This is a genomic window from Streptacidiphilus sp. MAP12-20, assembly GCF_041262525.1.
In the GTDB taxonomy this organism is placed as follows: domain Bacteria; phylum Actinomycetota; class Actinomycetes; order Streptomycetales; family Streptomycetaceae; genus Streptacidiphilus.
The window spans coordinates 78,733-105,680 of record NZ_JBGCCK010000025.1; the positions used below are offsets into that span (position 1 = coordinate 78,733).

Annotated in this window: 21 protein-coding genes; 15 read left to right on the plus strand and 6 right to left on the minus strand. The window is 72.3% G+C overall.

Annotated elements, in window-relative coordinates:
- Positions 1 to 72: 72 nt before the first annotated feature.
- The 3 genes from acs to ABIA32_RS27990 all read right to left on the minus strand — a co-directional run bounded on the left by acs (position 73) and on the right by ABIA32_RS27990 (position 4,019).
- Positions 73 to 2,031 carry an acetate--CoA ligase gene (acs, locus tag ABIA32_RS27980; RefSeq protein WP_370101224.1) on the minus strand — a complete coding sequence of 653 codons (1,959 nt, stop codon included), beginning with the start codon at positions 2,029 to 2,031 and terminating at the stop codon, positions 73 to 75.
- A 123-nt stretch (positions 2,032 to 2,154) separates the two neighbouring features.
- Positions 2,155 to 2,877 carry a carbonic anhydrase gene (locus ABIA32_RS27985; RefSeq protein WP_370101226.1) on the minus strand — a complete coding sequence of 241 codons (723 nt, stop codon included), beginning with the start codon at positions 2,875 to 2,877 and terminating at the stop codon, positions 2,155 to 2,157.
- Positions 2,878 to 3,023: 146 nt separating this feature from the next.
- Positions 3,024 to 4,019 (minus strand): ATP-binding protein, encoded by a 996-nt coding sequence (locus tag ABIA32_RS27990; RefSeq protein WP_370101229.1) that lies wholly within the window; start codon positions 4,017 to 4,019, stop codon positions 3,024 to 3,026.
- A 191-nt stretch (positions 4,020 to 4,210) separates the two neighbouring features.
- Between ABIA32_RS27990 and ABIA32_RS27995 the strand changes: the two genes are divergently transcribed.
- The gene (locus ABIA32_RS27995; RefSeq protein WP_370101231.1) at positions 4,211 to 5,143 is read left to right on the plus strand and encodes an oxidoreductase; all 933 of its coding nucleotides are present in this window, start codon (positions 4,211 to 4,213) and stop codon (positions 5,141 to 5,143) included.
- A gap of 469 nt (positions 5,144 to 5,612) precedes the next feature.
- On the opposite strand, the gene ABIA32_RS28000 is transcribed toward ABIA32_RS27995, so the two are convergent.
- The gene (locus tag ABIA32_RS28000) at positions 5,613 to 6,461 is read right to left on the minus strand and encodes an HAD-IB family hydrolase (protein WP_370101291.1); all 849 of its coding nucleotides are present in this window, start codon (positions 6,459 to 6,461) and stop codon (positions 5,613 to 5,615) included.
- Between the two features lie 500 nt (positions 6,462 to 6,961).
- On the opposite strand from ABIA32_RS28000, the gene ssd reads away from it, so the two are divergent.
- From ssd to ABIA32_RS28035, 7 genes are all read left to right on the plus strand, one after another.
- Entirely contained in the window at positions 6,962 to 8,167 is a 1,206-nt protein-coding gene (gene ssd, locus ABIA32_RS28005) for a septum site-determining protein Ssd (RefSeq protein WP_370101234.1), read from the plus strand.
- Positions 8,164 to 9,435 (plus strand): TadA family conjugal transfer-associated ATPase, encoded by a 1,272-nt coding sequence (locus ABIA32_RS28010; RefSeq protein ID WP_370101237.1) that lies wholly within the window; start codon positions 8,164 to 8,166, stop codon positions 9,433 to 9,435. The genes ssd and ABIA32_RS28010 overlap by 4 nt, the downstream gene beginning before the upstream one ends.
- An 11-nt stretch (positions 9,436 to 9,446) precedes the next feature.
- Positions 9,447 to 10,397, plus strand: coding sequence for a type II secretion system F family protein (locus tag ABIA32_RS28015; RefSeq protein WP_370101240.1), 951 nt, complete (start codon positions 9,447 to 9,449; stop codon positions 10,395 to 10,397).
- Positions 10,394 to 11,218: a type II secretion system F family protein gene (locus ABIA32_RS28020; protein WP_370101243.1), complete on the plus strand. Its 825-nt coding sequence runs from the start codon at positions 10,394 to 10,396 to the stop codon at positions 11,216 to 11,218. The genes ABIA32_RS28015 and ABIA32_RS28020 overlap by 4 nt, the downstream gene beginning before the upstream one ends.
- 398 nt (positions 11,219 to 11,616) lie before the next feature.
- Complete coding sequence (locus ABIA32_RS28025; protein WP_370101294.1) at positions 11,617 to 11,895, plus strand: DUF4244 domain-containing protein; 279 nt, start codon at positions 11,617 to 11,619, stop codon at positions 11,893 to 11,895.
- Positions 11,885 to 12,250 carry a TadE family type IV pilus minor pilin gene (locus tag ABIA32_RS28030; protein WP_370101246.1) on the plus strand — a complete coding sequence of 122 codons (366 nt, stop codon included), beginning with the start codon at positions 11,885 to 11,887 and terminating at the stop codon, positions 12,248 to 12,250. Before ABIA32_RS28025 ends, ABIA32_RS28030 begins: the two co-directional genes overlap by 11 nt.
- Positions 12,247 to 12,630 (plus strand): Rv3654c family TadE-like protein, encoded by a 384-nt coding sequence (locus tag ABIA32_RS28035; RefSeq protein ID WP_370101249.1) that lies wholly within the window; start codon positions 12,247 to 12,249, stop codon positions 12,628 to 12,630. The genes ABIA32_RS28030 and ABIA32_RS28035 overlap by 4 nt, the downstream gene beginning before the upstream one ends.
- On the opposite strand, the gene ABIA32_RS28040 is transcribed toward ABIA32_RS28035, so the two are convergent.
- Positions 12,614 to 15,025 carry a DEAD/DEAH box helicase gene (locus tag ABIA32_RS28040; RefSeq protein WP_370101252.1) on the minus strand — a complete coding sequence of 804 codons (2,412 nt, stop codon included), beginning with the start codon at positions 15,023 to 15,025 and terminating at the stop codon, positions 12,614 to 12,616. The two genes, ABIA32_RS28035 and ABIA32_RS28040, sit on opposite strands and share 17 nt — an antisense overlap.
- 130 nt (positions 15,026 to 15,155) lie before the next feature.
- Here ABIA32_RS28040 and ABIA32_RS28045 point away from each other — a divergent pair, with 130 nt between their 5' ends.
- The 3 genes from ABIA32_RS28045 to ABIA32_RS28055 all read left to right on the plus strand — a co-directional run bounded on the left by ABIA32_RS28045 (position 15,156) and on the right by ABIA32_RS28055 (position 19,092).
- Positions 15,156 to 15,497: an STAS domain-containing protein gene (locus tag ABIA32_RS28045; RefSeq protein WP_037602057.1), complete on the plus strand. Its 342-nt coding sequence runs from the start codon at positions 15,156 to 15,158 to the stop codon at positions 15,495 to 15,497.
- A 116-nt stretch (positions 15,498 to 15,613) separates the two neighbouring features.
- The gene (locus ABIA32_RS28050; protein WP_370101255.1) at positions 15,614 to 16,099 is read left to right on the plus strand and encodes an ATP-binding protein; all 486 of its coding nucleotides are present in this window, start codon (positions 15,614 to 15,616) and stop codon (positions 16,097 to 16,099) included.
- A gap of 584 nt (positions 16,100 to 16,683) precedes the next feature.
- Positions 16,684 to 19,092, plus strand: a complete 2,409-nt coding sequence (locus ABIA32_RS28055; RefSeq protein WP_370101258.1) for a sodium-translocating pyrophosphatase — start codon at positions 16,684 to 16,686, stop codon at positions 19,090 to 19,092.
- An 84-nt stretch (positions 19,093 to 19,176) separates the two neighbouring features.
- On the opposite strand, the gene ABIA32_RS28060 is transcribed toward ABIA32_RS28055, so the two are convergent.
- Positions 19,177 to 20,088, minus strand: coding sequence for an alpha/beta fold hydrolase (locus ABIA32_RS28060; protein ID WP_370101261.1), 912 nt, complete (start codon positions 20,086 to 20,088; stop codon positions 19,177 to 19,179).
- A gap of 136 nt (positions 20,089 to 20,224) precedes the next feature.
- On the opposite strand from ABIA32_RS28060, the gene ABIA32_RS28065 reads away from it, so the two are divergent.
- The 4 genes from ABIA32_RS28065 to topA all read left to right on the plus strand — a co-directional run bounded on the left by ABIA32_RS28065 (position 20,225) and on the right by topA (position 26,924).
- Positions 20,225 to 20,929, plus strand: coding sequence for a hypothetical protein (locus ABIA32_RS28065; protein ID WP_370101264.1), 705 nt, complete (start codon positions 20,225 to 20,227; stop codon positions 20,927 to 20,929).
- A 586-nt stretch (positions 20,930 to 21,515) separates the two neighbouring features.
- On the plus strand, positions 21,516 to 23,063 hold the full coding sequence (locus ABIA32_RS28070) for a methyltransferase (protein ID WP_370101297.1): 1,548 nt from the start codon (positions 21,516 to 21,518) through the stop codon (positions 23,061 to 23,063).
- A gap of 176 nt (positions 23,064 to 23,239) precedes the next feature.
- Positions 23,240 to 23,659, plus strand: coding sequence for a DUF3592 domain-containing protein (locus ABIA32_RS28075; RefSeq protein WP_370101266.1), 420 nt, complete (start codon positions 23,240 to 23,242; stop codon positions 23,657 to 23,659).
- Between the two features lie 484 nt (positions 23,660 to 24,143).
- A complete protein-coding gene (gene topA, locus ABIA32_RS28080; protein ID WP_370101269.1) occupies positions 24,144 to 26,924 on the plus strand; it encodes a type I DNA topoisomerase in 2,781 nt (926 codons plus the stop codon).
- Positions 26,925 to 26,948 lie beyond the last annotated feature (24 nt).

The window sequence follows — 26,948 nt, forward strand, 5'->3', positions numbered from 1 at the left end:
AGCGCGGCCCGTCCCTCGCCGAGGAGTGGCGGAGGAACGGGCCGCGGTCCGGGCCGATCGGCGCGTTGCGGCTCAGTCCTCGCTGGCGGCGGAGGGGAGCTTGCTCTGGATCAGGTCCATGACGGAGGAGTCCGCCAGAGTGGTGACGTCGCCGACGGCGCGATTCTCGGCCACGTCGCGAAGCAGGCGACGCATGATCTTGCCGGAGCGGGTCTTGGGCAACTCGCTGACCGTCAGGATCCGCTTGGGCTTGGCGATCGGGCCGAGCACCTTGGCGACGTGGGCGCGAAGCTCGGCCGTCAGCTCGTCGCTGTCGGTCGCCGTACCGCGCAGGATGACGAAGGCGACGATGGCCTGGCCGGTGGTGGCGTCGGTGGCGCCGACGACGGCGGCCTCGGCGACCTGCGGGTGCGAGACCAGCGCCGACTCGACCTCGGTGGTCGAGATGTTGTGGCCGGAGACCAGCATGACGTCGTCGACCCGGCCCAGCAGCCAGATGTCGCCGTCGTCGTCCTTCTTGGCCCCGTCGCCGGCGAAGTACCGGCCCTCGAAGCGGGACCAGTAGGTGTCGATGTAGCGCTGGTCGTCGCCCCAGATGGTGCGCAGCATCGACGGCCACGGCTCGGTCAGCACCAGGTAGCCGCCGGAGCCGTTGGGCACCTCGTTCGCCTCGTCGTCGACCACGGTGGCCGCGATGCCGGGCAGGGCCACCTGCGCGGAGCCCGGCTTGGTCTCGGTGACGCCGGGCAGCGGGCTGATCATGATGGCGCCGGTCTCGGTCTGCCACCAGGTGTCCACGATCGGGGTGCGGCCGCCGCCGATGTGCTCGCGGTACCAGACCCACGCCTCGGGGTTGATCGGCTCGCCGACGCTGCCCAGCACCCGCAGCGAGGACAGGTCGAACTTCGCCGGGATGTCGTCGCCCCACTTCATGAAGGTGCGGATCGCGGTGGGGGCGGTGTACAGGATGGTGACGCCGTACTTCTGCACGATCTCCCAGAAGCGGCCCTGGTGCGGGGTGTCCGGGGTGCCCTCGTACATGACCTGCGTGGCGCCGTTGGAGAGCGGCCCGTAGACGATGTAGGAGTGGCCGGTGACCCAGCCGATGTCGGCGGTGCACCAGTAGACGTCGGTCTCCGGCTTGAGGTCGAAGACGGCGTTGTGGGTGAAGCTGGCCTGGGTCAGGTAGCCGCCCGTGGTGTGCAGGATGCCCTTCGGCTTACCCGTGGTGCCGGAGGTGTAGAGGATGAAGAGCGGGTGCTCGGCCTCGTGCGCCTCGGGGGTGTGCTCCGTGGACTGACGCGCCGTGATCTCGTCCCACCACACGTCGCGACCCTCGGTCCAGGCCGTCTCCTGGCCGGTGCGGCGGACCACCAGCACGTGCTCGACCTGCGGGCACTGCTGAAGCGCCTCGTCGATGGCGGGCTTGAGGGCGGTCGCCTTGCCGCGGCGGTAGCCGCCGTCGGCCGTGATGACCAGCTTGGCGTCCGCGTCCTGGACCCGGGAAGCCACCGCTTCGGCGGAGAAGCCGCCGAAGACCACCGAGTGCGGCGCGCCGATCCGGGCGCAGGCCAGCATCGCGACCACGGCCTCGGGGATCATCGGCAGGTAGATCGCGACCCGGTCGCCCTTGGCGACGCCGAGCTCGAGCAGGGCGTTGGCGGCCTTGGAGACCTCGTCCTTGAGCTCGGCGTAGGTGATCGCGCGGGAGTCGCCGGGCTCGCCCTCGAAGAGGATCGCGACCCGGTCGCCCAGGCCCGCCTCGACGTGGCGGTCCACGCAGTTGTAGGCGACGTTGATCTCGCCGTCGGCGAACCACTTGGCGAAGGGCGGGTTGGACCAGTCCAGCGTCTCGGTGGGCTGCTTGGCCCAGCTCAGGCGCCGGGCCTGCTCGGCCCAGAACGCGAGGCGGTCAGCCTTGGCCTCGGCGTACGCCTCGGCGGTGACGTTCGCGGCTGCGGCGAGCGCTGCGGGCGGGGCGAACCGCCGCTCCTCCTTCAGCAGGTTCGCCAGGCTCTCATTGCTGCTCAACGCAACACTCCTCATCGAATTCATCCCGGTTTCGTGTGACAGCTCACCAGGTCAATGGGGGTGCTGACAAGGCCCTGGCCTAAATTGGTGTAGACCTTTGAGGGATTTGCGCCGCGCTCCGGCTCAGGCCGCCGTCCCCACCTGCGGTCGCACCGGCACGAAGGCCCGGCTGCCCGTCGACCACACGTAGCTCTGGGCCGTCGTGAGTTCGAAGTAGAGACCGGTCAATTGGATCGCCCCGGCGTCAGTCCTGCGGGCGACGCTCGGGTGGGCCCGCAGGTTGTCCAACTGCTGGACGACGTTGGTCAGGCAGAGCCGCTCCAGCGGGTCGGTGGACGGCGGCCGGCCATGGAAGCGGGCGGGCGTGTGGCGTACCCGGTGCAGGGAGTCCTGGCCGTGGCGGAGCCAACGGGTCAGCGGTGTGCCGGCCCGCCCGTCGCGGCGGTGTGCGCCGTGGAGCAGCGACTGCATGGCGCCGCAGCCGGAGTGCCCGCAAACGGTGATCGAGCGGACGTTCAGCACGTCCACCGCATACTCGACGGCGGCGAAGACGCTGTCGTCGGCAGCGGGCGGGACGAGGTTGCCGATGTTGCGCACGGTGAACAACTCACCCGGGCCGCTGCTGGTGATCACGTTGGGCACCATGCGCGAGTCGGCGCAGGTGATGAAGAGCTGATCCGGCGACTGCCCCTCCCGGGCCAGCCGCGCCAGCTCGGGACGGAGCAGCGGCGCGGTGTGCCGCTGGAAGTCCCGGACGCCCGTGAGGGCGTCCGGCGACGACGGCGGGGACGGCGGCGAGTGCTGAGGGGACAGCGGGCTGGTCTCGGTGCTCGGCGTGCTGTGCATGGGTCGCGTCTCCTGTGGGGTAGGACGGCGCGGCGGGTGTGCCACGGGTGAGCCAAGAATCGGTAAATGAAGAGTAATGAGCCCTTTACCGTCTGGGCAGTTCCAGCTGCCCAAGTTCACCCGTGCGAGTCAGGAGTTCCTCCTGGTCAGACCCCGAGCGGCTCGGGGAGCGGCAGCAGGTCCTCGCCGAGGAGGAACCCCGGGTCGACCTGGGCCGCGAGGTCGACGCCGGTCTTGGCGTTGCCCCAACTCTCGGCGTTGCGAAGGTGGAAGGCGACCAGCTGGGCCGTGTAGCGGGCCCAATCGCGCTGCGCGTGGGCGGCGTCCGCGGTCGCCTGCATGGCCTGCAGGACGGCGGCGTTGGCCGGCTCCAGCTCGGCGAAGGCCGGGGAGCGCCCCTGCTCCGTCCGGCGTACCCAGGCCGACTGCCCGAAGCCCGCGAGCAGCGCGTCGCCCAACTCCTCACGGAGGAAGGCCAGATCGTCCTCGTGCTGGATCTTGTTGCCGACGACGTGCAGCCGGACGTCGTAGTCCGCCGCGTAGTCCCGGTACTGCCGGTAGACCGACACGCCCTTCCGGGTCGGCTCGCAGACCAGGAAGGTCTGGTCGAAGCGGGTGAACAGCCCGGAGGCGAAGGAGTCCGCGCCGGCCGTCATGTCCGTGACCCAGTACTCGCCGGGGCCGTCGATCAGGTGGTTGAGGCAGAGTTCCACCGCCCCGACCTTGGAGTGGTAGCAGGAGACCCCGAGGTCCTCCTCGGTGAAGGCGCCAGTGGCCATCAGCCGGAGGGATGCGCCGTCCACGGTGACCGGGCGGGCGCAGAGCTGATAGACCGGGTTCTCCTCGACGATCCGCAGCAGCCGGGAACCGCGTCCGGGCGGAGTCGTCTTGATCATTGACGCCGCGTCGGCGATCCGGGGGTTCTCCCCGCGCAGGTACTCCTTGATGGCCGGGAGCTGGGCGCCGAGGGAGGGCAGTGCCGCGCACTGGTCCTCGCTCAGCCCGAGGGCCGCGCCGAGGTGCTGGTTGACATCGGCATCCACCGCGATCACCGGGCTCCCGGCGGTGGCGAGGTGTCGGATGAACAGGGAGGACAGCGTGGTCTTGCCACTGCCGCCCTTGCCGACAAAGGCGATCTTCATGGAGTGCTCCGGACGGGGACCCGTGAGACGGGAGGGCTTATTGGGAACCGTTATCGTCACCGATAGTGGTCATCGTAGCCATGCGTAGCGGCCTGGAGATCCGCTTTCACAGATCCTTGACTCTTTCGGGTGACGCACCCCACGTCGCCGCGCGCGCTCCCCGGCCCCGTGCGTTCCGTAATGTCATTCCGGTGAGCACGAGCACTCCTTCATCCCCGTCCGGCCCGACGTCCGGACCGGCCGACCCGCTGGCGCCGCTGGGCGAGCTCCCCGGCGTCGCCGAGGCCGTCGCCGAGACGCGCCGGGCCGTCGACCGCCTCTATGGCCACCGGGTCATGCGACGCCGCGCCGACGAGGTCACCTCCGAAGCCGCATTGCGCGGAGCCAGGGCATCGGCCGCGCTCGATGGCGCGGACTGGCCGCTGGAGGAGGTGCGCCGTCGTACCGACTTCGGCCGGGACGTCGAGGCCCGGACCATCGGTGGTGCGCTTCGTCTGGGCGTCGAGAGCGGACAGCTGCTCGGCACCTGGCGTCATTCGCCGCTGCAGGTGCTGGCCCGGCTACACCTGCTGGCCGTCGGCGACGCGGACGGCCCGGCAGTGGGGCGGCCTCGGCAAGCCGGCGAGCCCGTGGAGGAGCTGTTCCGGCACCAGGTGACCGCCACGGAGAAGGTCGAGACGGAGCTCCCCGCCGACCTCGCGTTGCCCCCGGCTCCCGCAGCTGCCGAGGTGTCGGCACGATTGGACACCCTGGCGCAGCTGTTGGCCAGCCGCGGCGGCACGAAGCACCCGAACGAGCGAACGGCACCGGCCCTCGTGGTCGCCGCCGTGGTGCATGGCGAGCTGCTCACACTGCGGCCATTCACCAGCGCGAACGGCCTGGTCGCGCGGGCCGCGACGCGGATCGTGCTGATCGCGGAGGGGCTGGACCCGAAGGCGATCTGCCCGATGGAGGTCGGCCTGGCCGAACTGGGCACCGACGCCTACCGCGCCGCGCTCACCGGCTACGCCTCCGGGACCGCCGCCGGCATGGCCGCGTGGATTTCGCACTGCGCGCAGGCGACGCGCCTCGGCGTCCGCGAGAGCACCGCGGTCTGCGAGGCCATGCAACGCGGAATGGCCTGAGAGCCGAAGCCCGAGGGCCGGTCCCAGGACATCCGCACAGGGGCTGGGAAAGGGTTGCGGCGGCATCCATGGATGCCGCCGCTGGCACAGGGTCCGAGTGACCATGCGTACGCCACTATTTGCCCATCCGGCGGGGATCTCTGCCCGTTCGCCGGGTGCGGCGGCCCAGATCGCGGGTCGGCTGCACGTGGGTGCCCGGAGGCTGTGCGCGGTCCGTGTGGCCTGACGCTCGACGGAACCTTCCGACATTGCCGTCCGAGGTGTTCCATCTGGTCTCGCGGGCCGTACCTCCTTTGTAGCGCGGATCACAACGAAGCGGAACCCGGGGGCGCAGTTCTTTACCTTTCGCCCAGGCTTGCCGGGGCACTGGGCCCCCATGTCGCCGGTCCACCGGTCCACCGGTCCACCGCGTCTCCGGACCATCGGAGTGTCAGATCAACGGCGCCCTGCGGCGCTGGGACCTCGCGGGTCAGGCCGGGCCCGAGCCGGGCCGCGTGGAGCGCCGCGCCGCGTACCAGACCAGCCCGGCCGCCGTGACCGCCGCGCCGAAGGCCGCCGCGGCGAGCACCGGGCGGCTGGTCACCGCGAGCGAGCCGCTCCGCTCGCGCAGCTGCACGGGGCGGGTGAAGACCAGCACCGGCCACTCCCGCGCCGCCGCCTCGCGGCGCAGCGCGCGGTCGGGGTTGACCGCGTAGGGGTGCCCGACGGCCTCCAGCAGCGGAAGGTCGGTCGCCGAGTCGCTGTAGGCGTAGCTGCGCGAGAGGTCGTAACCCTCGACGGCGGCCAGCCGCCGGATCGCGACCGCCTTGTTGGCCGCGTAGGCGTAGAAGTCGATCTCGCCGGTGTAGCGGCCGTCCGCTTCCGCCATCCGGGTGGCGATGACGTGGTCGGCGCCGAGCATCTCGCCGATCGGCTCGACGAGTTCGGAGCCGGAGCTGCTGACGATCACGACGTCGCGGCCGGCTGCGTGGTGCTCCTCGATCAACGAGGCGGCCTCGTCGTAGATCAGTGGATCGATCAGATCGTGGAGCGTCTCGGCGACGATCTCGCGGACCTGGGCCACGTTCCAGCCGCGCGCGAGCGAGGAGAGGTACGCCCGCATCTTCTCCATCTGGTCGTGGTCGGCGCCGCCGGCGAGGAAGACGAACTGGGCGTAGGCGCTCTTCAGCACCGCGCGGCGGTTGATCAGTCCGCCACGATAGAGCGGGCCGCTGAACGCGAGCGCGCTGGACTTGGCGATCACCGTCTTGTCCAGGTCGAAGAAGGCGGCCTGACGGGCGGGGCGGGGCTGCGAGTGGTTATCCACGAGGTCGAGGATAAGTGCCAACCATTCGGCTCAAGGCCCGGCGCGTGGGTTTGCTTGAGAAGGGCTTCGGGTACACCATGGAAGTCACGGATCGTTCGCGACCGTGCTAACCCAGCTCGACTCCTCCCCCCCCGAGTCGGGCTGTGGAGGACGACCCCCGCTCTCCCCCCCGGCGGGGGTCGTCGCACGTCCTGGGCCGGGTGGCGGCAGGTCTCCGTGGTGTGATTTCCGGAAGAACTCCCCTCAGAAGAGTTGCGGCAGCGATTTTCGATCAGTTCTACGCGCGACTCACTGCTGAGTGGGTTCCTGCACTTCGTTCCGGCGATGCGTCAACTTCTTGACACATAATGCACTCCCGCGTGTGGCGGAGTTTTCCACACCCCCTCGGTTGTCCACAGATTTCCCCCCGGACCACACGCCTCTTGCGAATTCCGCGCACTGTTGTTTCCGCGCCGCACAGGGCGCGTCCAGCACTCCGTGAGGGGTCCAGCACTTCGCGAGGGGGAGCCGTCATGGCCGCACGCCCGCCCGTCGATCCACCCACTGGTCCACCCGACCTCCCGCCCAACTTCCCGCCCAACCTTCCACCCGGCGGACCACCCGCCGATCCGCCCACCGACGCCGCCGGCTTCGGAATCGGCCGGTCCGGTCCGCTGATCGTCACCGAGAACGACGAGCTGATCGAGGCGCTGCTGAAGCTCTGCGCTGCCGCAGGCGCCACGCCGCAGGTCGTCTGCGGAGCGCCGCCGCCGCGGCAGGCCTGGGACCTTGCCCCGCTCGTGATCGTCGGCGTCGATGTCGCCGAACGGATGTCGACACTCGCCCGCAGGGCCGGCGTCCTGCTGGTGGGGTCGGATCTCGACGACAGCGAGATCTGGCAGAAGGCCGTCACCATCGGCGCCGAGCACGTCGTCTTCCTGCCCGACAGCGAGGCCTGGCTGCTCGACCGCGTCGCCGACGCCGCCGAGGGGGTCGGTCACCCGGCGCTGACCGTGGCGGTGCTGGGTGGGCGTGGCGGCGCGGGGGCGTCGACGCTCGCCTGCGCCCTCGCCGTCACCGCCGCCAGGGACGGTCATCGGACCCTGCTGATCGACGTCGATCCGCTCGGCGGCGGCCTGGACGTGCTGCTCGGCGGGGAGGAGACCGCGGGCCTGCGCTGGCCCGATCTGGCCGGCTCCCGCGGTCGGGTCAACGCCGTCGAGCTGGAGCACGCGCTGCCCCGGCTGCACCGCCTCTCCGCGCTCAGCTGGGATCGCGGCGACACACTGACCATCCCGGTCGAGGCCGTGCGGACGGTGCTCGGTGCCGCCCGGCGGCGCGGCGGCGTGGTGGTGCTCGATCTGCCACGTCGGATCGACGAGGCCGCGGCCGAGGCGCTGGAGCAGGCGGATCTCGGCCTGCTCGTGGTTCCCGCTGAGCTGCGGGCGATGACCGCCTCCAGCAGGGTCGCGGCCGGGGTCGCCCTGCGGCTCGGCGATCTGCGCGCGGTGGTCCGCGGTCCGTCGCCGAGCGGCATGACGGGGGAGGAGGTGGCTCGCGGGCTGCGCCTGCCGCTGGCCGGGGAGCTCGCCGCCGAACCGGGGCTGGCTGCCGATCTGGAGTGCGGACGTCCACCGGGCGCTCGGCCCAAGGGGCCGCTCGGCCGGTTCTGCACAGCGTTTCTGACCGAGGCTCTGGCAGGTGCCGGGCTGACCGACGGCGGGGGAGTAGCAGCATGACCAGGAGCACGAGCGCGGCCTGCGGCACGGGCGTCAACCGCGTCACCCACCCGGCCACCGGTCGCTCCGCAGGCGCCGGTAGCTCGGGGGCAGTCTCGGTGGCCCTCCTCGACGCCGTCAGGCTACGGCTCGCCGAGGCCGGCGCCGAGCCGACGATCACCGACGTCGCGGCCGCCCTCCGGGCCCAGGGCCGCCCCTACGGGGACACCGAGGTGCTGGAGATCGTCCGGGAGCTGCGCGCCGAGATGGTGGGCGCCGGTCCGCTGGACCGGCTCCTGACCGATCCTGAGGTGAGCGACGTCCTCGTCAACGGCCCACGCGACGTGTGGGTCGATCGCGGTCACGGCCTTCAACGTGCCCGTGAGGTGCGCTTCGCGGACGAGTCCGCGGTGCGACGGCTGGCGCAACGCCTCGCCCACACGGCGGGCCGTCGGCTCGACGACGCCCGGCCCTGGGCCGACGCCCGGCTGCCGCAGGGGGTTCGCCTGCACGCGGTGCTGCCCCCTGTCGCCGTCGGCTGCACGCTGATCTCGCTCCGCGTCAGCCGCCCGCGTCCGTTCACGCTGGAGGAGCTGACGGCTGCGGGCTCGCTGACCGCCTGGGGCGCGGCCCTGCTCCACGCGCTGGTCCGCGCCCGGGTGGCGTTCCTGGTCTCGGGCGGCACCGGCACGGGAAAGACCACCCTGCTGGCGGCCCTGCTCGGCCTGGTCCCCGCGCACGAGCGCCTGGTCGTGGTCGAGGATTCGGCGGAGCTGGTGCCAGACCACCCGCACGTGGTCCGCCTCGAGGGCCGTCCTCCGAACCAGGAGGGCGCCGGCGGGGTGGCCCTGCGCGAACTGGTCCGTCAGGCGCTCCGGATGCGCCCCGACCGACTCGTCGTCGGCGAGGTGCGCGGCGAAGAAGTCCTGGAGCTGCTGGCATCCCTGAACACCGGTCACGAGGGCGGCTGCGGCACGGTCCACGCGAACACCGCCGCCGACGTCCCCGCCCGGCTGGAGGCCCTCGCGGCTACGGCCGGGCTCGGCAGGGACGCCCTGCACAGCCAGCTGGGCTCCGCGTTGGACGCCGTGGTCCACCTTGTCCGAGGACCGGGAGGTCAGCGGCGAGTGGCCGAGGTCTGTGTCCTGGAACGCGGCGACGGCGGTCTGGTGACCGCCGTCCCTGCCGTCAGGTTCCCGCCTGCGGGAGGGCAGGAGCCGGGCCCCGGCTGGTCGCGCCTGGCCGAGCGCTGCGGCGGGCTGCGGGCGCCGTGGGGCAAGGCGCAGTGAGGGCGGGGCCGATGCCGGTCGGTCTCCGGGGGCTTCTCAGCCGTCCCGAACTGCCCGCTCCTCCCAGGCTGCTCGTCCCGGCCAGGCCGTTCGGGCTGTCCTGGCCACTGCTGCACGCGACCATGGCAGGTGCCGTGATGTGCCTGCTCGGATGGGGAGCGTGGTGGCTGGCCCGCCGCGACGAGGCGGTGCGCCGACAACGGCAGCTCTACCCAGGAGCACCGGCCCGGTCTGCCGGGCCCTGGCTGCAGCGCACTCGTCGGCTCCGGACGAGGGTTCCTGTCGAGCTGGGCCTGGTGCCGCTCGGCGCGGCGGCGGCCTGGCTGACCGACTCCCCGGTGCCGGGGCTGGTCGGCGCGGCGGCCGTATGGCCGGTGCTGCGCCTGCGGCGCCGTCGGCGCGCGGCCCGGGAGCGGGAGCGCCGCCGGACCGCCGTGGTGGAGCTCTGCTCGGCGCTGGCCGGGGAGCTCCGTACCGGGGCGACCCCGCATCAGGCGGTCGAAATGGCCGTCGAGGGTCTCCCGCACGGCGACGCCCTCGACTTGACCGGCCTGCTTGCCGCGGTGCGGCTCGGCGGGTCCGTCGAGGCGGCCCTGGCCCTGCTGGCGGAGCTGCCGGGGGCCGAGGGGGCGGCAGGAGCCGCCGCCTGTTGGCGGGTCACCTCATCCAGTGGGGCGGGCCTGGCCGCGGGTCTCGACCGCGTGGCCGAAGGCCTGCGCGCGGAACGGGCGCTGCGCGACACGGTCCGCGCCGAGTTGGCAGGTCCCCGCTCCACCGCAGTCCTACTCGCCCTCCTGCCGCTGTTCGGGCTCGGCCTGGGCGCGGCTCTTGGAGCAGACCCGCTGCGGGTCCTGCTCCACACCACGCCGGGGCTGGTCTGCCTGCTGCTCGGCTCGGCGCTCGAGTGCGCCGGCCTGGCCTGGACGGCCAGGATCGCCCGTACGGCGGAGGGCGTGACGTGACCGGCACGCTGGTCTGGGCTGCCGCGCTGCTCAGCGGAGGCACGGCGCTCGCGGTCGGTCTGACGGTGCGACGACGACTGCGCTGGATCCGCCGACGGGCCCGGGGGTTCGGCCTGGCGGCCGGGGCGCGGGCCGTGCCGGGATCCGCGTCGGGAGCCGTGTCGGGTTCGGCGTCCGTCCTCCGGGCGGCGCGCGGTCCGGAGCGGGACCGGCTGGTGCCTCGGCTGGCCTCGGTCGTCCTCGGCGCGGGGGCCGTGGCGCTGGTGGGTGGGCAGGCCGGCTGGGTGCTCGGCGTGATGCTCGCGGCGCTGGGGCTGCGGTTCCTGCCTGCACCGCCAGGCCGGGTCGAGCAGGAGAGGCGTCGGGCGGCGGCCGCGCTGCGGTCCCAGCTCCCCTTGGCGGCAGATCTGCTGGCCGGCTGCCTGGCCTCCTGGTGCCCGCCGGACGCGGCCCTCGCAGCGGTAGCCACGGCGGTCTCCGAACCCATCGCCGGCCGCCTGGCCGCGGCCGCCGTCGAGCTCTCGATAGGAGCGGACCCGGAGGCCTGCTGGCAGCGCCTGGGCGGCAGCGAGCCCGCCCTGGCCCCGCTGGGCCGCTGCCTGGCCCGCGCTGCCGCCAGCGGGGCGCCCCCAGCGGCAGGTCTGGCCCGCCTGGCCGACGCTGAACGTGCGTCGGCCGCACGCGAGGCCCAGGCACGCGTTCGCCGCGCCGGAGTCCTGGCCACGGCGCCGCTCGGGCTCTGCTTCCTGCCGGCTTTCGTCCTGGTTGGTGTCGTCCCTGTGGTCACCGGTCTCGCCGGGAGCTTCCTCGGCCGCCTCTGAGGCGTGCGCCGCGTTCGCTCACCCCGTCCTGAACCACCGGCCCGCGCTCGCCATCCCGCGCCCGTCCCAGCCCTTCTCCTGCCCCAGCTCTTCTCCTGCCCCCGCCTGAATCCTGCCGCGCCCTGTGCTCTGCCGCGCCCTGTGCCCGGCCCAGCCCCGCGCCCGGCCCGCGCTGTGCCCGGCCCAGCCCCGCGCCCGGCCGCGCTGAGCCCTGCCCGCCCTGTGCCCGGCCCGTCCTGAATCCTGCCCCGCGCTGAGCCCACCCCGCCGTGAGCCCGGCCGCCCTGAATCCTGCACAGCCCTGATTCCTGCCCCAGACATGGAGGAACCCCATGCCCATGCCCACGTCCGCAACCCGCACGCCGCCGCCCAAGAGCACCCCTCCCCCGAGCACCCCGATGGGGCACATCCGCTTCGTGGTGCTCTGCCTGCGGCGTCCCCGGGCCACGCTCTCGCTGCTTCTCTGCGTGGCGCAGGTCTGGATCCTGCACGGCGCCCATGTCGTCCGCTGCCGGCTGCGACGCTTGGCCCCGGACGCGGGCATGACGACGGCCGAGTACGCCGTCGGTACGGTCGCGGCTTGCGGCTTCGCCGCGCTGCTTTACAAGGTGGTCACCAGCGGGGCCGTCTCTTCGGCCCTTCAGGGCCTGATCAGGCGAGCCCTCGGTGCCGTCTGAGCGCGCCCAGCGCGAGGCCGGGTACGCGACCGCCGAGGCGGCGGTCGCACTGCCCGCGTTGGTCCTGGTCACCGCGCTGCTGTTGTGGGCCGTGCTGGTCGGTTCGGCCCAGGTGCGCTGCGTGGACGCCGCGCGTGAGGCCGCACGAGCGGCCGCGCGGGGTGACCCGCAGGCCGTCGCGCTCGGCCAGGCTGCGGCCCCGCCGGGGGCCTCGGTCTCGGTGAGCACGGGCGGCGACCTGGTCCGGGCCGAGGTCTCGGCGGTCAGTGGCGGGCCTGGCGGTCTGCTCTCCGTCCGGGTCGCCGCCACCGCAGTGGCCGAGCGCGAACCGGGCGAGCCCGGGGCCCGGCCATGAGTGGCGACCGGAAGCGAACTGACGCCGGGTCGGCGACGGTCTGGCTCGTCGGCCTGCTCCTGCTCGTCACGCTCGCGGCCACGGCGGCGCTGGGAGTCGCCGGCGCCGTGGCGGCCCGGCACCGGGCCGAGTCGGCCGCCGACCTCGCCGCACTCGCGGCGGCGGGACGGCTGTTGCTCGACCCGGGGGAGGCCTGCGCCCACGCGGCGTCCATCGCCTCTGCGCAGGGCGCCACACTTCGCGCCTGCATCATCCGCGCCGATGCCTCCGAGGACAGCGTCGAGGTCGAAGTCACCGTTCCCGCCCCGGGCGGCCTCGTCCCCGGCCTTCCTCCGGCCCGAGCCCGATCCCGCGCCGGCCCGGTCACGGCCCCGATGTGAGCCCTCCGGGCACGTCGTCGGCTTCCGGGGCACCTGCCAGCAGGAGGGTCAGCAGGCGGATCGCACCGGGCTTGTCCAGGGGGTCGTTGCCGTTGCCGCATTTCGGGCTCTGGATGCAGGACGGGCAGCCGCGCTCGCACTCGCAGGCGGTGATCGCCTCCAGCGTGGCGGAGAGCCACTCGCGGGCGCGCTGGAAGCCGCGTTCGGCGAAGCCGGCGCCGCCCGAGTGGCCGTCGTAGACGAAGACCGTGGGCAGGCCGGTGTCCGGGTGCAGGGGCACCGAGACGCCGCCGATGTCCCAGCGGTCGCAGGTCGCGAAGAGCGGGAGGAGGCCGATCGAGGCGTGCTCAGCCGCGTGCGCGGCGCCCGGCAGCTCCTCGGGGAGCAGGCCCGCGTCCTCCAGTTGATCCTCTGTCACCGACCACCACACCGCGCGGGTCCGCAGGGTGCGGGGCGGCAGGTCCAGTTTGGTCTCGCCGAGGATCTCGCCGGTGAGCAGCCGCCGCTTGAGGAAGGAGACGACCTGGTTGGTCACTTCCACCGAGCCGAAGCTCAGCCGCGCCTCCCCCCAGGCGACCTCGCGGTCCGTTCCCAGCACCGTGATGGCAGTCGTGTCGCGGGCGACGGTGCTGTAGGACGGGTCGGCCTCGGCGACCAGGGCCACCGACTCCTCCAGGTCCAGTTCGCGGACCAGGTAGGTGCGGCCCTGGTGCAGGTGGACCGCACCCGTGTGGACGGAGGTGTGCGCGGAGCCGGCGTCGACCGTGCCGAGCAGCCGTCCGGTGTCCGCCTCGACGACGCGGATCGGCGTGCCGCCCTCGCCGCGGATGTCCACCAGGTCCGCCGCGCGCTCTCTGCGAGTCCAGAACCAGGTCTTGTCCCCGCGCCGCCGCAGCATCCCGCGCCGCTCCAGCTGCGGCAGGAGCAAGGGCGCCGAAGGGCCGAAGAGCTCCAGGTCCTCGGGCTCGGTGAGGGGTAGCTCCGCGGCGGCCGCGCACAGATGGGGCGCGAGCACGTGCGGGTTGTCCGGGTCCAGCACCGTCGACTCCACGGGCTGGCGGAAGAGCGAGTCGGGGTGGTGCACCAGGTAGGTGTCCAGCGGGTCGTCGCGGGCGATCAGGACGGCCAGCGCACCCTGTCCCTCCCGGCCTGCCCGGCCCGCCTGCTGCCACAGCGATGCGCGGGTGCCGGGGTAGCCGGCCAGCAGCACCGCGTCCAGCCCGGCCACGTCGACGCCGAGCTCCAGCGCGCTGGTCGAGGCCAGGCCGAGCAGCGCTCCGGAGTGCAGGGCACGCTCCAGCGCGCGCCGCTCCTCGGGCAGGTAGCCGCCCCGGTACGCCGCGACCCTGCGCGCCGCCGCGTGCCCGGCGGCCTCTGCCAGCCGCTCCTGGGCGATCACGGAGACCAGCTCCGCGCCGCGCCGCGAGCGGACGAAGACCACAGTGCGAGTGCGGTCCAGCACCAGATCGGTCAGCAGGTCCGCCGCCTCGGCGGTAGCCGAGCGACGCACCGGGGCGCCGTGCTCGCCGGACAGCTCGGTCAGCGGCGGCTCCCAGAGCGCGAAGACAGTCGCGCCGCGCGGCGAGCCGTCCTCGGTCACCTCCGCGACCGGCAGCCCGGTGAGCCGCGCCGCGCTCTGCCCCGGATCAGCCACCGTCGCCGAGGCCAGCAGGAAGACGGGGTTCGCGCCGTAGCGGGCACACAGCCGCCGCAGCCGCCGCAGCACCTGTGCGACATGCGAGCCGAAGACCCCCCGGTAGCTGTGGCACTCGTCGATGACGACGAATCGCAGGGCGCGCAGGAACGATGCCCAGCGCGCGTGGCCGGGCAGGATGCCGCGGTGCAGCATGTCGGGGTTGGTCAGCACGTACGAGGCGTACTGCCGAACCCACTCCCGTTCCTCGAATGGAGTATCGCCGTCGTACCCGGCCGCGCGGATCCGCGACAGCGGCGAGTCGGGCCCCGCGGCGGTGCGCAGTTCGCCGAGCCTGCGCAACTGGTCGGCGGCGAGCGCCTTCGTCGGGGCCAGGTAGAGCCCGGTGGCGCCACGTCCGTTCTTGGCCTCGGTGCCGTCGAGCAGGGCGCTCAACACCGGGGCGAGGTACGCCAGCGACTTGCCCGAGGCGGTGCCTGTGGCGATCACCACATTCTGTCCGCTTATCGCCAGATTCGCGGCTTCGGCCTGGTGCGACCACGGCCGGGCGATGCCGGCGGCGGCGACCGCGTCCAGCACCTCTGTCCGAAGGCCGGTCGGCCAGTCCGCATACTGGGCGGGCCGGGCGGGAATGTGCTCCGTATGGGTGAGCCGATCTTGCCGCCCCCGGGTGCCCACGAGGCGGTCGAGAGCGGCCTCGGGCGGGTCCGGGTGCGGCGTCATCAGCTTCAAGTCTGTCATCACAGCGATGGAGATTCGCCCCAAGGCGTCGTGCTGGCCTCGCGATAAGTGGTTGAATGCCATCGCGGCCGTGCAACGGGGCCAGGGCCCCGCCATCGGCATGGAAGCAAGGCAAGGTGCTGGAGGTTCCGTGGACCTGTCCCTGTCGACCCGTTCCGTCGGCGACCGCACGGTCGTCGACGTGGGGGGCGAGATCGATGTGTACACCGCCCCGAAGCTGCGCGAGCAGCTCGTCGAGCTCGTCAATGAGGGTCACTACCACCTGATCGTGGACATGGAAGGTGTGGACTTCCTGGACTCGACCGGGTTGGGCGTGCTCGTCGGCGGGCTCAAGCGGGTACGCGCCCATGAGGGTTCGCTTCGTCTGGTCTGCAACCAGGAGCGCATCCTCAAAATTTTCCGGATCACCGGACTGACGAAGGTGTTCCCCATCCACGGCTCCGTGGACGAGGCCGTCGCCGCCAACGACTGAGCGGTGGTGCGCCCGGGAGCGGTCGGCGCGGTAGAGCGGACAACAGGTCCGCAAATCCGCGCGACCGCCGCTCCCGGGACCGGTCCGAAAACTTGAACCTTTCGAGGGGGACGCATATGGCCACCGTCGAACTGCGCTTCAGCGCGCTCCCGGCGCACGTGCGCACGGCGCGGCTGGTCGCCGCGGCGGTCGCACGACAGGCCGGGGTGGACGAGTCCGTTCTCGACGAGGTCCGCCTCGCCGTGGGCGAAGCATGCTCGCGGGCCGTGGGCCTGCACGTGCGCAACGGAGTCTCGCACCCGGTCAGGGTCAAGCTGGTCCAGCAGGAGAAGCGCTTCCTGATCGAGGTCGGCGACGGCGTGCCGACGCCCGCCACCTCGCACGCCGACAGCAGCGGCGCCGACGCACTCACCCATGCCGCCAACGCCCATGCGGGCGCCAACGGCCAGGGGAACGGCAACGGCGACCATGGCAACGACGACACCATGGGCCTGGCCGTCATCAGCGGCCTGGTCGACGACCTGGTCATCGGCCATGACGAGGACGGCGGCCTGATCCGCATGAGCTGGCCGGTCGCCGATCCGGCGGAGCACCTGAACTAGGGCCGGACAGGCCCCAGCCCGATCCGGCCCCGCCCGACGTGGCGGGGCGGACGGACGCCGCCTCGCGGCACATTGGACACGGAGCAGGGCGGCCCGGCCATCCCGGCCCGCCCACTCTCGGCGTACCCCGCGGTGCGCTTCACGCGAGCTTCAGCCGTGCGCTCTGACGCGCGCATCCGACGCGCCCATTCGGCGTGCGCCGCCGACCTGCGGAGGTGCACACGCAGGCGCCCACGCCGACGGCGAGCCTCGCGTGCTGCGCGCATCTCCGCCGCACCCTCGCCGCCCCTCCTCTGCCCCTCCCGCGGGACGAGGCGACGTCCCCCTCGATGACGTCCGGCAGGGCAACGGTGGATCCCACCCGCCTCCGGTAGTGACGTGCCGCTCGGGCGTCCCGATCGAATATTCCGTCACATCACGTGCCGCCTGTACCAATTGCCGCACATACCCTGTTTTGATCATGCGCCCGATTCCTACAATCGCCGCCTGCCACCTTGCCCGCGCTGCCGAGCGGTCCGCGCCTCCCCGGGTCCCATGACGCGGGGAACCCGCCCGGCGCACGAGCCAGACGTCAAGGAGGACGAATGGCCGGGCTCTACCTCTCCGGCGCTCCATCAGGGGTGACCGCCGTGCTCACCGGTTCGGACCGGGTCGTGGTCGTCATTGTCGCCGTCGTCGCCGTAGCCGCGCTTGGTGTCGCGTGGTTGCTGGTCCGTCAGGTACTGGCAGCGGACCAGGGCACGGACACCATGAAGCAGATCGCCGCCGCCGTGCAGGAGGGCGCCAACGCCTACCTCGCGCGCCAGTTCCGCACTCTCTCCGTCTTCGCCGTGCTCGTGCCGTGCCTGCTCCTGCTGCTGCCCGCCGACAGCTGGTCGCAGCGGATCGGGCGTTCCCTCTTCTTCCTGGTCGGCGCGGCCTTCTCCGCCGTGACCGGCTACGTCGGCATGCGGCTCGCCGTGCGTAGCAACGTCCGCGTGGCCGCCGCCGCACGGGCCGCTACGCCGGTCGCGGGGGCGGAGGGCGAGGCCCCCGACGTCCGCGCGGTCTCCCACCGGGCCATGCGGATCGCCTTCCGTACCGGCGGCGTCGTCGGCATGTTCACCGTCGGCCTCGGCCTGCTCGGGGCCTCGGTCGTCGTCCTGATCTACAAGGAGAACGCCCCCAAGGTGCTGGAGGGCTTCGGCTTCGGGGCCGCGCTGCTCGCGATGTTCATGCGCGTGGGCGGCGGGATCTTCACGAAGGCCGCCGACGTCGGCGCCGACCTGGTCGGCAAGGTCGAGCAGGGCATCCCCGAGGACGATCCGCGCAACGCCGCGACCATCGCCGACAACGTCGGCGACAACGTCGGCGACTGCGCCGGGATGGCCGCCGACCTGTTCGAGTCCTACGCCGTCACGCTCGTCGCCGCGCTGATCCTGGGCGTGAGCGCCTTCGGCGACGTCGGTCTCGCCTTCCCGCTGCTGGTGCCGGCGATCGGCGTGGTCACCGCCGTCCTCGGGATCTACGCCGTCTCGCCGCGCAGCGGCGACCGCTCCGGCATGACGGCGATCAACCGCGGTTTCTTCATCTCCGCGGTCGTCTCGCTGGCACTGGTCGCCGTGGCCGTCTTCGCCTTCCTGCCGGGCAGCTTCTCGGCCCTCAAGGGGGTCTCCACCGCGATCTCCTCGCACAGCGGCAATCCGCGCGTCTTCGCCCTCGTCGCCGTCGCGATCGGCATCGTGCTGGCAGCCGCGATCCAGCAGCTGACCGGCTACTTCACCGAGACGAACCGGCGCCCGGTGCGGGACATCGGAAAGACCTCGCTCACCGGTGCGGCCACCGTCATCCTCTCCGGCATCTCCGTCGGCCTGGAGTCGGCGGTCTACTCGGCGGTCCTGATCGGCGCGGCCGTCTACGGGGTGTTCCTGCTCGGCGGCGGTTCGCTAATGCTGTCGCTCTTCGCCGTCGCGCTCGCCGGTACGGGGCTGCTGACGACCGTCGGCGTCATCGTCGCGATGGACACGTTCGGGCCCGTCTCCGACAACGCCCAGGGCATCGCCGAGATGTCGGGTGACGTCACCGGGGCAGGCGCCCAGGTCCTGACGGAACTGGACGCGGTCGGCAACACCACCAAGGCGATCACCAAGGGCATCGCCATCGCCACCGCCGTCCTCGCCGCGACGGCCCTGTTCGGCTCCTTCACGGACGCCATCAGCACCGCCGAGGCCCAGATCGGCTCCGCCGCCCACGGGTTGAGTCTGAGCCTGGACATCTCCCAGCCCAACAACCTGGTCGGGCTGCTGCTCGGCGCGGCCGTCGTGTTCCTGTTCTCCGGTCTGGCCATCAACGCGGTCTCCCGCTCGGCCGGCGCCGTGGTCTACGAGGTGCGCGAGCAGTTCCGGACCAAGCCCGGGATCATGGACGGCAGCGAGACCCCGGACTACGGGCGGGTCGTCGACATCTGCACCCGCGACGCGCTGCGCGAACTGGCCACGCCCGGCCTGCTCGCCGTCCTCGCACCGATCGCCGTGGGATTCCTGCTCGGCGTCGGCCCACTCGGCTCGTACCTGGCCGGCGCGATCGCCACCGGCACGCTGATGGCGGTCTTCCTGTCCAACTCCGGCGGCGCCTGGGACAACGCCAAGAAGCTGGTCGAGGACGGCCACCACGGCGGCAAGGGCAGCGAGGCACACGCCGCGACCGTCATCGGCGACACCGTCGGCGATCCGTTCAAGGACACCGCGGGACCGGCCATCAACCCGCTGCTCAAGGTCATGAACCTGGTCTCGCTGCTGATCGCCCCCGCGATCGTCAAGCTCGGTTTCGGCGCGCACGCCAACACCCCGTTGCGGGTGGGCATCGCGGTGCTCTGCCTGGCCGTGGTGGTCGGCGCGGTCTGGGTCTCGAAGCGTCGCGGCATCGCGGTGGGGGCGGAGCCGGCGGCCGAGGCGAGTGCAGCGGGCGCGACGATCCCGGAGCAGGGACAGGGGGTGGCCTCGGCGACCCGCTGAACCCCGCCGATCCCGTCCCCGTCCTCCGCCGCGTTCCCGTGCCCGTCCCTGGCTCAGCTCACCGGTTCAGCTCACTGGCTCAGGTCACTGAGGGGAGGTCACGGGGTCGTCCGACATTCGCCGGCCGCCGCCCGCATGGGCGTTGGTGGCGATCGCAGGAATGATCCGGGGCCAGAGCGCACGCGGCAGGTCGTGGCCCATGCCGGGCAGCGTCAGCAGTTTGGCGCCCGGCACGGCCGCGGCCGTCGCGTGACCGCCGCTCACGTCCACCAGCGGGTCGGCCTCGCCGTGTACGACCAGCGTCGGGACCGCCACCTCCTTGAGCCCCGGCGTCCGATCCGGGGAGGCGAGGATGGCGGTGAGCTGGCGGGCGAACCCGTCGGCGCGGCTGCTGCGGTCGTACGACGCGGCGACGTAGGCGCGCAACTCCTCGTCGTCGCGCGGGTAGTCGGGCGAGCCGATCACGCGTGACGCGACCATGCCTGCCTCGATCGCGGCCTCGCGCCCGTCGGCGCGAGGCCGCATCAGCACTCGGGTGGCGTCCGGTGTGGAAAGTCCGCTCTCCGGGTCACCCGGGCGGGACATGATCGAGCAGAGGCTGAGCACGCGCTCCGGACTGTCGATCGCCAACTGCTGCGCGATCATCCCGCCCATCGAGGCCCCGACGATGTGGGCCCGGTCGACGCCCAGCGCGCCGAGCAGGCCGATGGCGTCCCTGGCCAGATCCGCGAGCAGGTACGGCGCACTGGCGGGGTCTCCGCCAAGGACGGCTCCCAGGTCCGGCTGCGGTCCGTCGTCCAGGTGGCTGGACAGGCCCGAGTCGCGGTTGTCGTAGCGGACGACGCGGAAACCGTGGTCGGCGAGCTGGCGGCAGAGCCGCTCGTCCCACGCAGTGAGCTGCGCGCCCAGGCCCATGATCAGGAGCAGCGTCGGCCGCGCGGGGTCTCCGAAGGTCTCGTACTCGAGCTCGAGTCCGTTGACGTGAGCGCGGGGCATTCGGCCCTCCTGGTGGTTCATGACAGATGCTGATGGACGTACCGGCTGGTCGGCACGGTATCGGGACAACTGTGCGGCGGAAAGGGGCGAGCGTGTAGGTTCCCAAGCTGGGTTCGAAGCGTGGGAAGGGGACCCGGTGAACTGGACGGATCGGTCGATGGAGCGTCGGCGCGGAGGCCGCGGGGCGACTGTGGCCGCGGTGACGGTGGTCGTCGCGCTGGGCGCGGCCGCGTGCAGCGGCAGTGACAGCACGGCGCAGTTGGACTCCTGGGCCAAGAGCGTGTGCGGCGGTGTCGCTGCCCCGATCCAGGCAGTACAGGCGGCCCAGGACGACACGGGGAAGATCATCTCGGGTGAGAGTCCGGCCGCGCTGCAGACGCGACTCTCCGCCGACTTGGGCAAGCTGGCCGCCGGCAACCAGCAGATCGCCCAGGCTGTCCAGGCGGCGGGCGCGCCGCAGACGACCGACGGTGCACAGACCCAGGCGGAGGCGGTCAGTGAGCTGAACCAGGCCGCCGGCGGGTACACCAAGGTGCAGGCGACGGTGAGGGGTCTCTCGGTCACCGACCAGGCTCGCTTCGCGGCGTCCCTGCGAGGCATCTCCGACCAGGTCCAGCAGCTTTCGACGCTCTCGTCGAGCGCACTGCAGAAGCTCCAGACCGGAGAGCTGGGAGCGGCGCTCAAGCGCCAGCCCGGCTGCGCCGCGCCTTCCGGCACACCGACTCCGTCGGCGGGCGACTCGACGTCCTCGGCGCCGTCGGCCTCGTCCTCCACCTCGGCGAAGGCCTCGTCCAAGCCGCACACCTCGGCTTCGCCGAAGCCGTCCGGTTCCGGCCACTAGCCGCGAGCGGCGAGCCGCTTGCCACCGGCCACTGACCTCGGACGGCTGCGGCCGGTGCTCCGGCTCCGGCCAGGCGCTGCGGAGGCGACGCCGCGCGGCAGGAGCTCGGCCGATGCGACGGACGAACCCGGAGCCGGGGGCCCGGGAGCCGCGTGCCGGGTACCGGCGTTGAGAGCCGAGGATCGGGCAGACATCCGCGGGGGAGGACCCGGCCGAGGCCCAGTGTGTGGCCGGTCGGGACACGACTCCGGAGCCGACTCAGGCCTGGTCAAGCCGGTACGTACGGAGCGTGGGCGGACCAGAGCGGGAGCCGAGGACCGGGCGTCGGCGCGGCGCAGAGCCACGGGCCGCGGCCGCCGCCGCTGCCACGTCATCGCGCGTGAGCGCGTCCGGTGGCCGGTCCCGCGGCCGGCCCCGTGGCTGGTCGGGGAAGCCGGGGGTGGGGTTGCTCGTGCCCATCAGGTGGTGGAGGGGCGGACTCGGAGAGAATGAGCGGGTGAACAGCTCCGCCGCTTCCACTCCGTCCAGCGCGACTTCCGCCTCCGTCCAGGCAGATCGTGTCGCCGAGGTCCGCCCCGGTTTCGCTCTGCCCACGCTCGAGCCGGCGCGGATCGCGCGGCTGCGCGAGGCGTTCCTCGACGCCGACTACACCGCCGACGGCTGCCTCGAACTCCTTGGCGCCGCCGCATACGCCGCGCTCGCGCGGAGCGAGAGCGTGCCCGCGTTGCGGGCCACGACGGGGGTGGGCGCGCTGCAGACGCTGGTGCGTCTCTTCCTGCTCCAGCGGGCCGTGTCGTATCCCGCCGCCGCCGCGGCCCTGCCGGTCGAGGAGGCGCTCGCCGACGGCTGGCTGGTGCGGACGCCGGAGAGCGACGTGCGCGCGACCGTCGACATCCGGCCCTACGCCAACGACATCGCAGGTGAGCAGGCCGCCGCCGAGGCGTGGATCGTCTCCGACCTGGGCTGCGCCGTCGGTGGCGCCGGGGGCATCGGCTCGGGGGCCGCCACGGACCAGGGCGTGCCGCGCGGCGAGCTCGTGCTCGGCGTCGGTGGGGCGTCGACGACGCTCGCCAACATCGCCGTCCGCCGTCCGGTCCGTCGCGCGCTGGACCTCGGCACCGGATCCGGGATCCAGGCCCTGCACGCAGCCCGTCACGCGGGCCGGGTCGTGGCCACGGACGTCAACCCGCGAGCTCTGCACTTCACACGCCTGAGTGCAGAACTCTCCGGCCTCGGCGACCGCGTCGAGGTCCGCGAGGGAAGCCTCTTCGAGCCGCTCCAGGAGGGTGAGGTGTTCGACCTCATCGTCTCCAACCCACCGTTCGTGATCTCACCGGGGGAGCGCTTCACCTACCGTGACGGCGGCATGGCCGGCGACGACCTCTGCCGCAGCCTGGTCACCCAGGCGGGCGCGCACCTCGAACCCGGCGGCTACTGCCAACTGCTGGCCAACTGGCAGCACGTGCGCGGCGAGGACTGGCGGGACCGCGTCGCCTCCTGGCTGGCCGGAACCGGCTGCGACGCGTGGATCGTCCAGCGCGACGTCCAGGACGTGACGACCTACGCGGAGCTGTGGCTGCGCGACGGCGGTGACCATCTCGGCCCGCGCGAGGCCTACGAGCAGCGCTACGCGGACTGGCTGGACGCGTTCGAGGCGGCGAAGGTCGAGGGCGTCGGCTTCGGCTGGATCACGATCCGCCGCCTGCCGGAGGGCGCGCAGGGCGCCAAGCCGGTCGTCGTCGCGGAGGAGTGGCCGCACGCGGTCGAGCAGCCGCTCGGACCGGTGACCGAGCAGTGGTTCGCGCGCCAGGACTTCCTGCGCGCCCAGGACGATGCCGGTCTGCTCGCCGCGCGCTACCAACTGGCGGACGAGGTCGTCCAGGAGCAGGTCGGCGCGCCGGGCGCGGAGGACCCGGAGCATGTGATTCTGCGTCAGAACCGGGGCATGCGCCGGGCGACCAAGGTGGACACGGTCGGCGCCGGATTCGTCGGGGTCTCCGACGGCACGCTGAGCGCGGGCGACATCCTCGATGCGATCGCGCAGCTGCTGGACGAGGACCCGGTCGTACTCCGTGACCGTGCGCCCGAGCAGATCCGGCTGCTGGTCGAACAGGGATTCCTGCTGCCGCTCTGATCCGTCGTGGGTCGCCGGCGGGGCGTCCTGCCGCCCCGCCTTCGGCGTTCACCGCACGTTTGCCTTCGCGACTGATGCCGTAGGCCGTACGTTGCCGCCGCGCTGGAAATCTGAGGCCCGCAACCGATCACTTGATCGATCATCAGAGCGGCAGAGCCGGCGGGGGCGGGGCGAACGTGGGGACTCCACTTGGTCTGTTCACGGGGGCGTGGTTTTCCCTGTTCGGCGGCGCGGTGCTGTGGTGGTGCGCTGCAGAGGTGCGCGCTCGGCGCACCCTGCGGCGTGTTGGCGTGAACGGGATGGCCCGTGTGGTCGTCGACCCCGACGAGGCCGGTGACCACGCGGACACCGCACCGCTGCTCAGCTTCCAGGTCGAGGGCCACGGCGAGGTCGTCACCCGTCCCCGTGGCTGGACGTCCATCCGCAGGGTGCCGACCCTCGCGGTCGACGCGCTGGTCCCGGTCTCCTACGACCCGGCGCAGCCGACGCTGGTCGTCCTGGACGGGACGCCGCAGGGGCGCAGCGACCTGTTCTGGCTCTGCCTCGGGCTGGCCTTCGCCGCCTGCGGTGTGATGCTGCTCGCAGCCGCGCTCTGATCCGGCGGCCCGAGCCCACACGAGCGGCCGCACGCGCACGCGAACCCGATCCGACCGATTCACCAGGTCCGATCGGCCCCGGCTGGCATCCTGTGACCGCTGGTCCTATCAGATGGGTGCATGGCCGTGCGTCCGGATGGGCAGAGACACGCCGAAAGGATCAGGTTCTGCGTCGCGGGCCTCGCGGCCGGTCCTATGATCCGGCTTGTCCGGCCCGTCCCTGCCAGCGTCGGCGGACTTGCTCGCGCATCCGTGTGACCACGTACGACCCCGTCCCGAACAGCGGGAACCGAGCCCTTCGGGTTACCGTTCGAGTGACAGCGGAGGACCCCCGTCAGTGACATGTCGGGATCCGTCCGTTTGACAAGGGGCACTGGGATGCGGTCACACTCCGCATTCAGGACCGTATTCAGGACTGTTACTCAGGGCCGTGTCGCCGCGAGCTGTGACGACCACCCCACTCGACCGGGAGAGAAGAGCGAAGGTGTCCCCGACCAGCGAGACCGCACGCGAAGGACGGCGACTCGTGATCGTCGAGTCGCCGGCCAAGGCGAAGACGATCAAGGGTTATCTGGGCCCTGGATATGTGGTCGAGGCCAGCGTCGGACATATCCGCGACCTGCCCGGCACGGCGGCCGAGGTTCCCGAGGGCTACACCGGCGAGGTCCGGCGGCTCGGCATCGACGTGGAGCACGACTTCGAGCCGATCTACGTGGTGAATCAGGACAAGAAGGCCCAGGTCTCCAAGCTCAAGTCGCTCCTCAAGGACGCCGACGAACTCTTCCTCGCCACCGATGAGGACCGCGAGGGCGAGGCGATCGCCTGGCACCTGCAGGAAGTGCTGCGCCCGAAGGTGCCGGTGCACCGGATGGTCTTCCACGAGATCACCAAGGACGCGATCCAGGAGGCCGTGCGCAACCCCAGGGAGCTGAACAAGCGCCTGGTCGACGCCCAGGAGACGCGCCGCATCCTCGACCGCCTCTACGGCTACGAGGTCTCCCCGGTGCTGTGGAAGAAGGTCATGCCGAAGCTGTCGGCGGGCCGCGTCCAGTCCGTCGCGACGCGCCTCGTCGTCGAGCGCGAGCGCGAGCGGATGGCGTTCCGCTCCGCCTCGTACTGGGACCTGACCGCCGTCTTCGCCACCGCCGACGCGGTCTCCGGCAAGGCCGCCGCCGCCGGCGACCCGGGCACCTTCGGCGCCCGCCTCAGCTCCGTCGACGGCCGCCGCGTCGCGACCGGCCGCGACTTCGACTCGGTCGGGCAGCTCAAGGCCGGCTCGGGCTCTGCCGGGCAGGTGCTGCACCTGAACGAGGAGGCCTCCCGCACGCTGGCCGCCGCGCTCGCCGACACCGACTTCCAGGTCCGCAGCGTCGAGTCCAAGCCGTACCGCCGCTCCCCGTACGCGCCGTTCCGCACCACCACGCTTCAGCAGGAGGCCAGCCGCAAGCTCGGCTTCGGCGCCAAGCGGGCGATGGACGTGGCGCAGCGCCTGTACGAGAACGGCTTCATCACCTATATGCGTACCGACTCGACCACGCTCTCGGAGACGGCCGTCAACGCCGCCCGGGCGCAGGTCGAGCAGCTCTACGGCCGCGAGTACCTGCCGGACGCGCCGCGCGTCTACCAGGGCAAGGTCAAGAACGCCCAGGAGGCGCACGAGGCGATCCGTCCCTCCGGCGACCGCTTCCGCACCCCGGCCGAGACCCGCCTCTCCGGCGACGAGTTCAAGCTCTACGAGCTGATCTGGATGCGGACCGTCGCCTCCCAGATGAAGGACGCCGTCGGGCAGTCCGTCACCGTCAAGGTGGGCGGCGCCTCCGCCGACGGCCGGGACGCCGAGTTCTCCGCCTCCGGCAAGATCATCACCTTCCACGGCTTCCTCAAGGCCTACGTCGAGGGCCGCGACGACCCGGACGCCGAGCTGGACGACCGCGAGCGCCGGCTGCCGCAGGTCGCCGAGGGCGACGGCGTGACGGCCGAGGAGATCAACCCCGACGGTCACGCGACCAAGCCTCCGGCCCGCTACACCGAGGCCTCGCTGGTCAAGGAGCTGGAAGACCGCGAGATCGGCCGCCCGTCGACCTATGCCGCGATCATCGACACGATCATCGCGCGCCGCTACGTCTTCAAGAAGGGCACCGCGCTGGTCCCCTCCTTCCTGGCGCTGGCCGTGGTCCGGCTGCTGGAGGAGCACTTCGGCCGCCTGGTCGACTACAACTTCACCGCCAAGATGGAGGACGACCTCGACGCGATCGCACGCGGCGAGGCGGAGTCAGTGCCGTGGCTGCGCCGCTTCTACTTCGGCGCGGGCGAGGTCCAGGCCTCGGCGTCGTCCGCGGCGGACGCGGGCAACGGCGACGGCGACCACCTGGGCGGCCTGAAGGAGCTCGTCACCGACCTCGGGGCCATCGACGCCCGCGAGATCAGCTCGTTCCCGCTGGCCGACTCGGACATCGTGCTGCGCGTCGGCCGCTACGGCCCGTATGTCGAGCGAGGTGAGCAGCGCGCGGACATCCCGGACGAGCTGGCGCCGGACGAGCTGACCGTCGAGCTGGCCGAGGAGCTGCTGGCGAAGCCGAGCGGCGAGCGCGAGCTGGGCAACGACCCGGTGACCGGCAATGCGGTCGTGGCCAAGGACGGCCGCTACGGCCCGTACTTCACCGAGATCCTCCCCGAGGGCACGCCGAAGACCGGCAAGAACGCCGTCAAGCCGCGGACCGGCTCGCTGCTGAGTTCGATGTCGCTGGACACGGTGACGCTGGAGGACGCGCTCAAGATCTTCGGTCTGCCGCGCGTCGTCGGCGCGGATGCCGAGGGCGTCGAGATCACCGCGCAGAACGGCCGCTACGGCCCGTACCTCAAGAAGGGCACGGACTCGCGCTCGCTCGAGACCGAGGACCAGATGTTCTCGGTGACCCTCGAGGAGGCGCTGGCGATCTACGCCCAGCCCAAGGCACGCGGCCGCGCTGCGGCGAAGCCGCCGCTGAAGGAACTCGGCGTGGACCCGGTGAGCGAGAAGCCGGTCGTGGTGAAGGACGGCCGCTTCGGCCCGTACGTCACCGACGGTGAGACCAATGCGACGCTCCGCCGGGACGACTCCGTCGAGGAGATCACCCCGGAGCGCGGCTTCGAGCTGCTCGCGGAGAAGCGCGCGAAGGGCCCGGCGAAGAAGACGGCAGCGAAGAAGGCCCCGGCCAAAAAGGCTCCGGCGAAGAAGGCTGCCGCCAAGAAGGCTCCGGCGAAGAAGGCTGCCGCCAAGAAGTAGTTGCACCTCAAGGGGCGCGGGCTT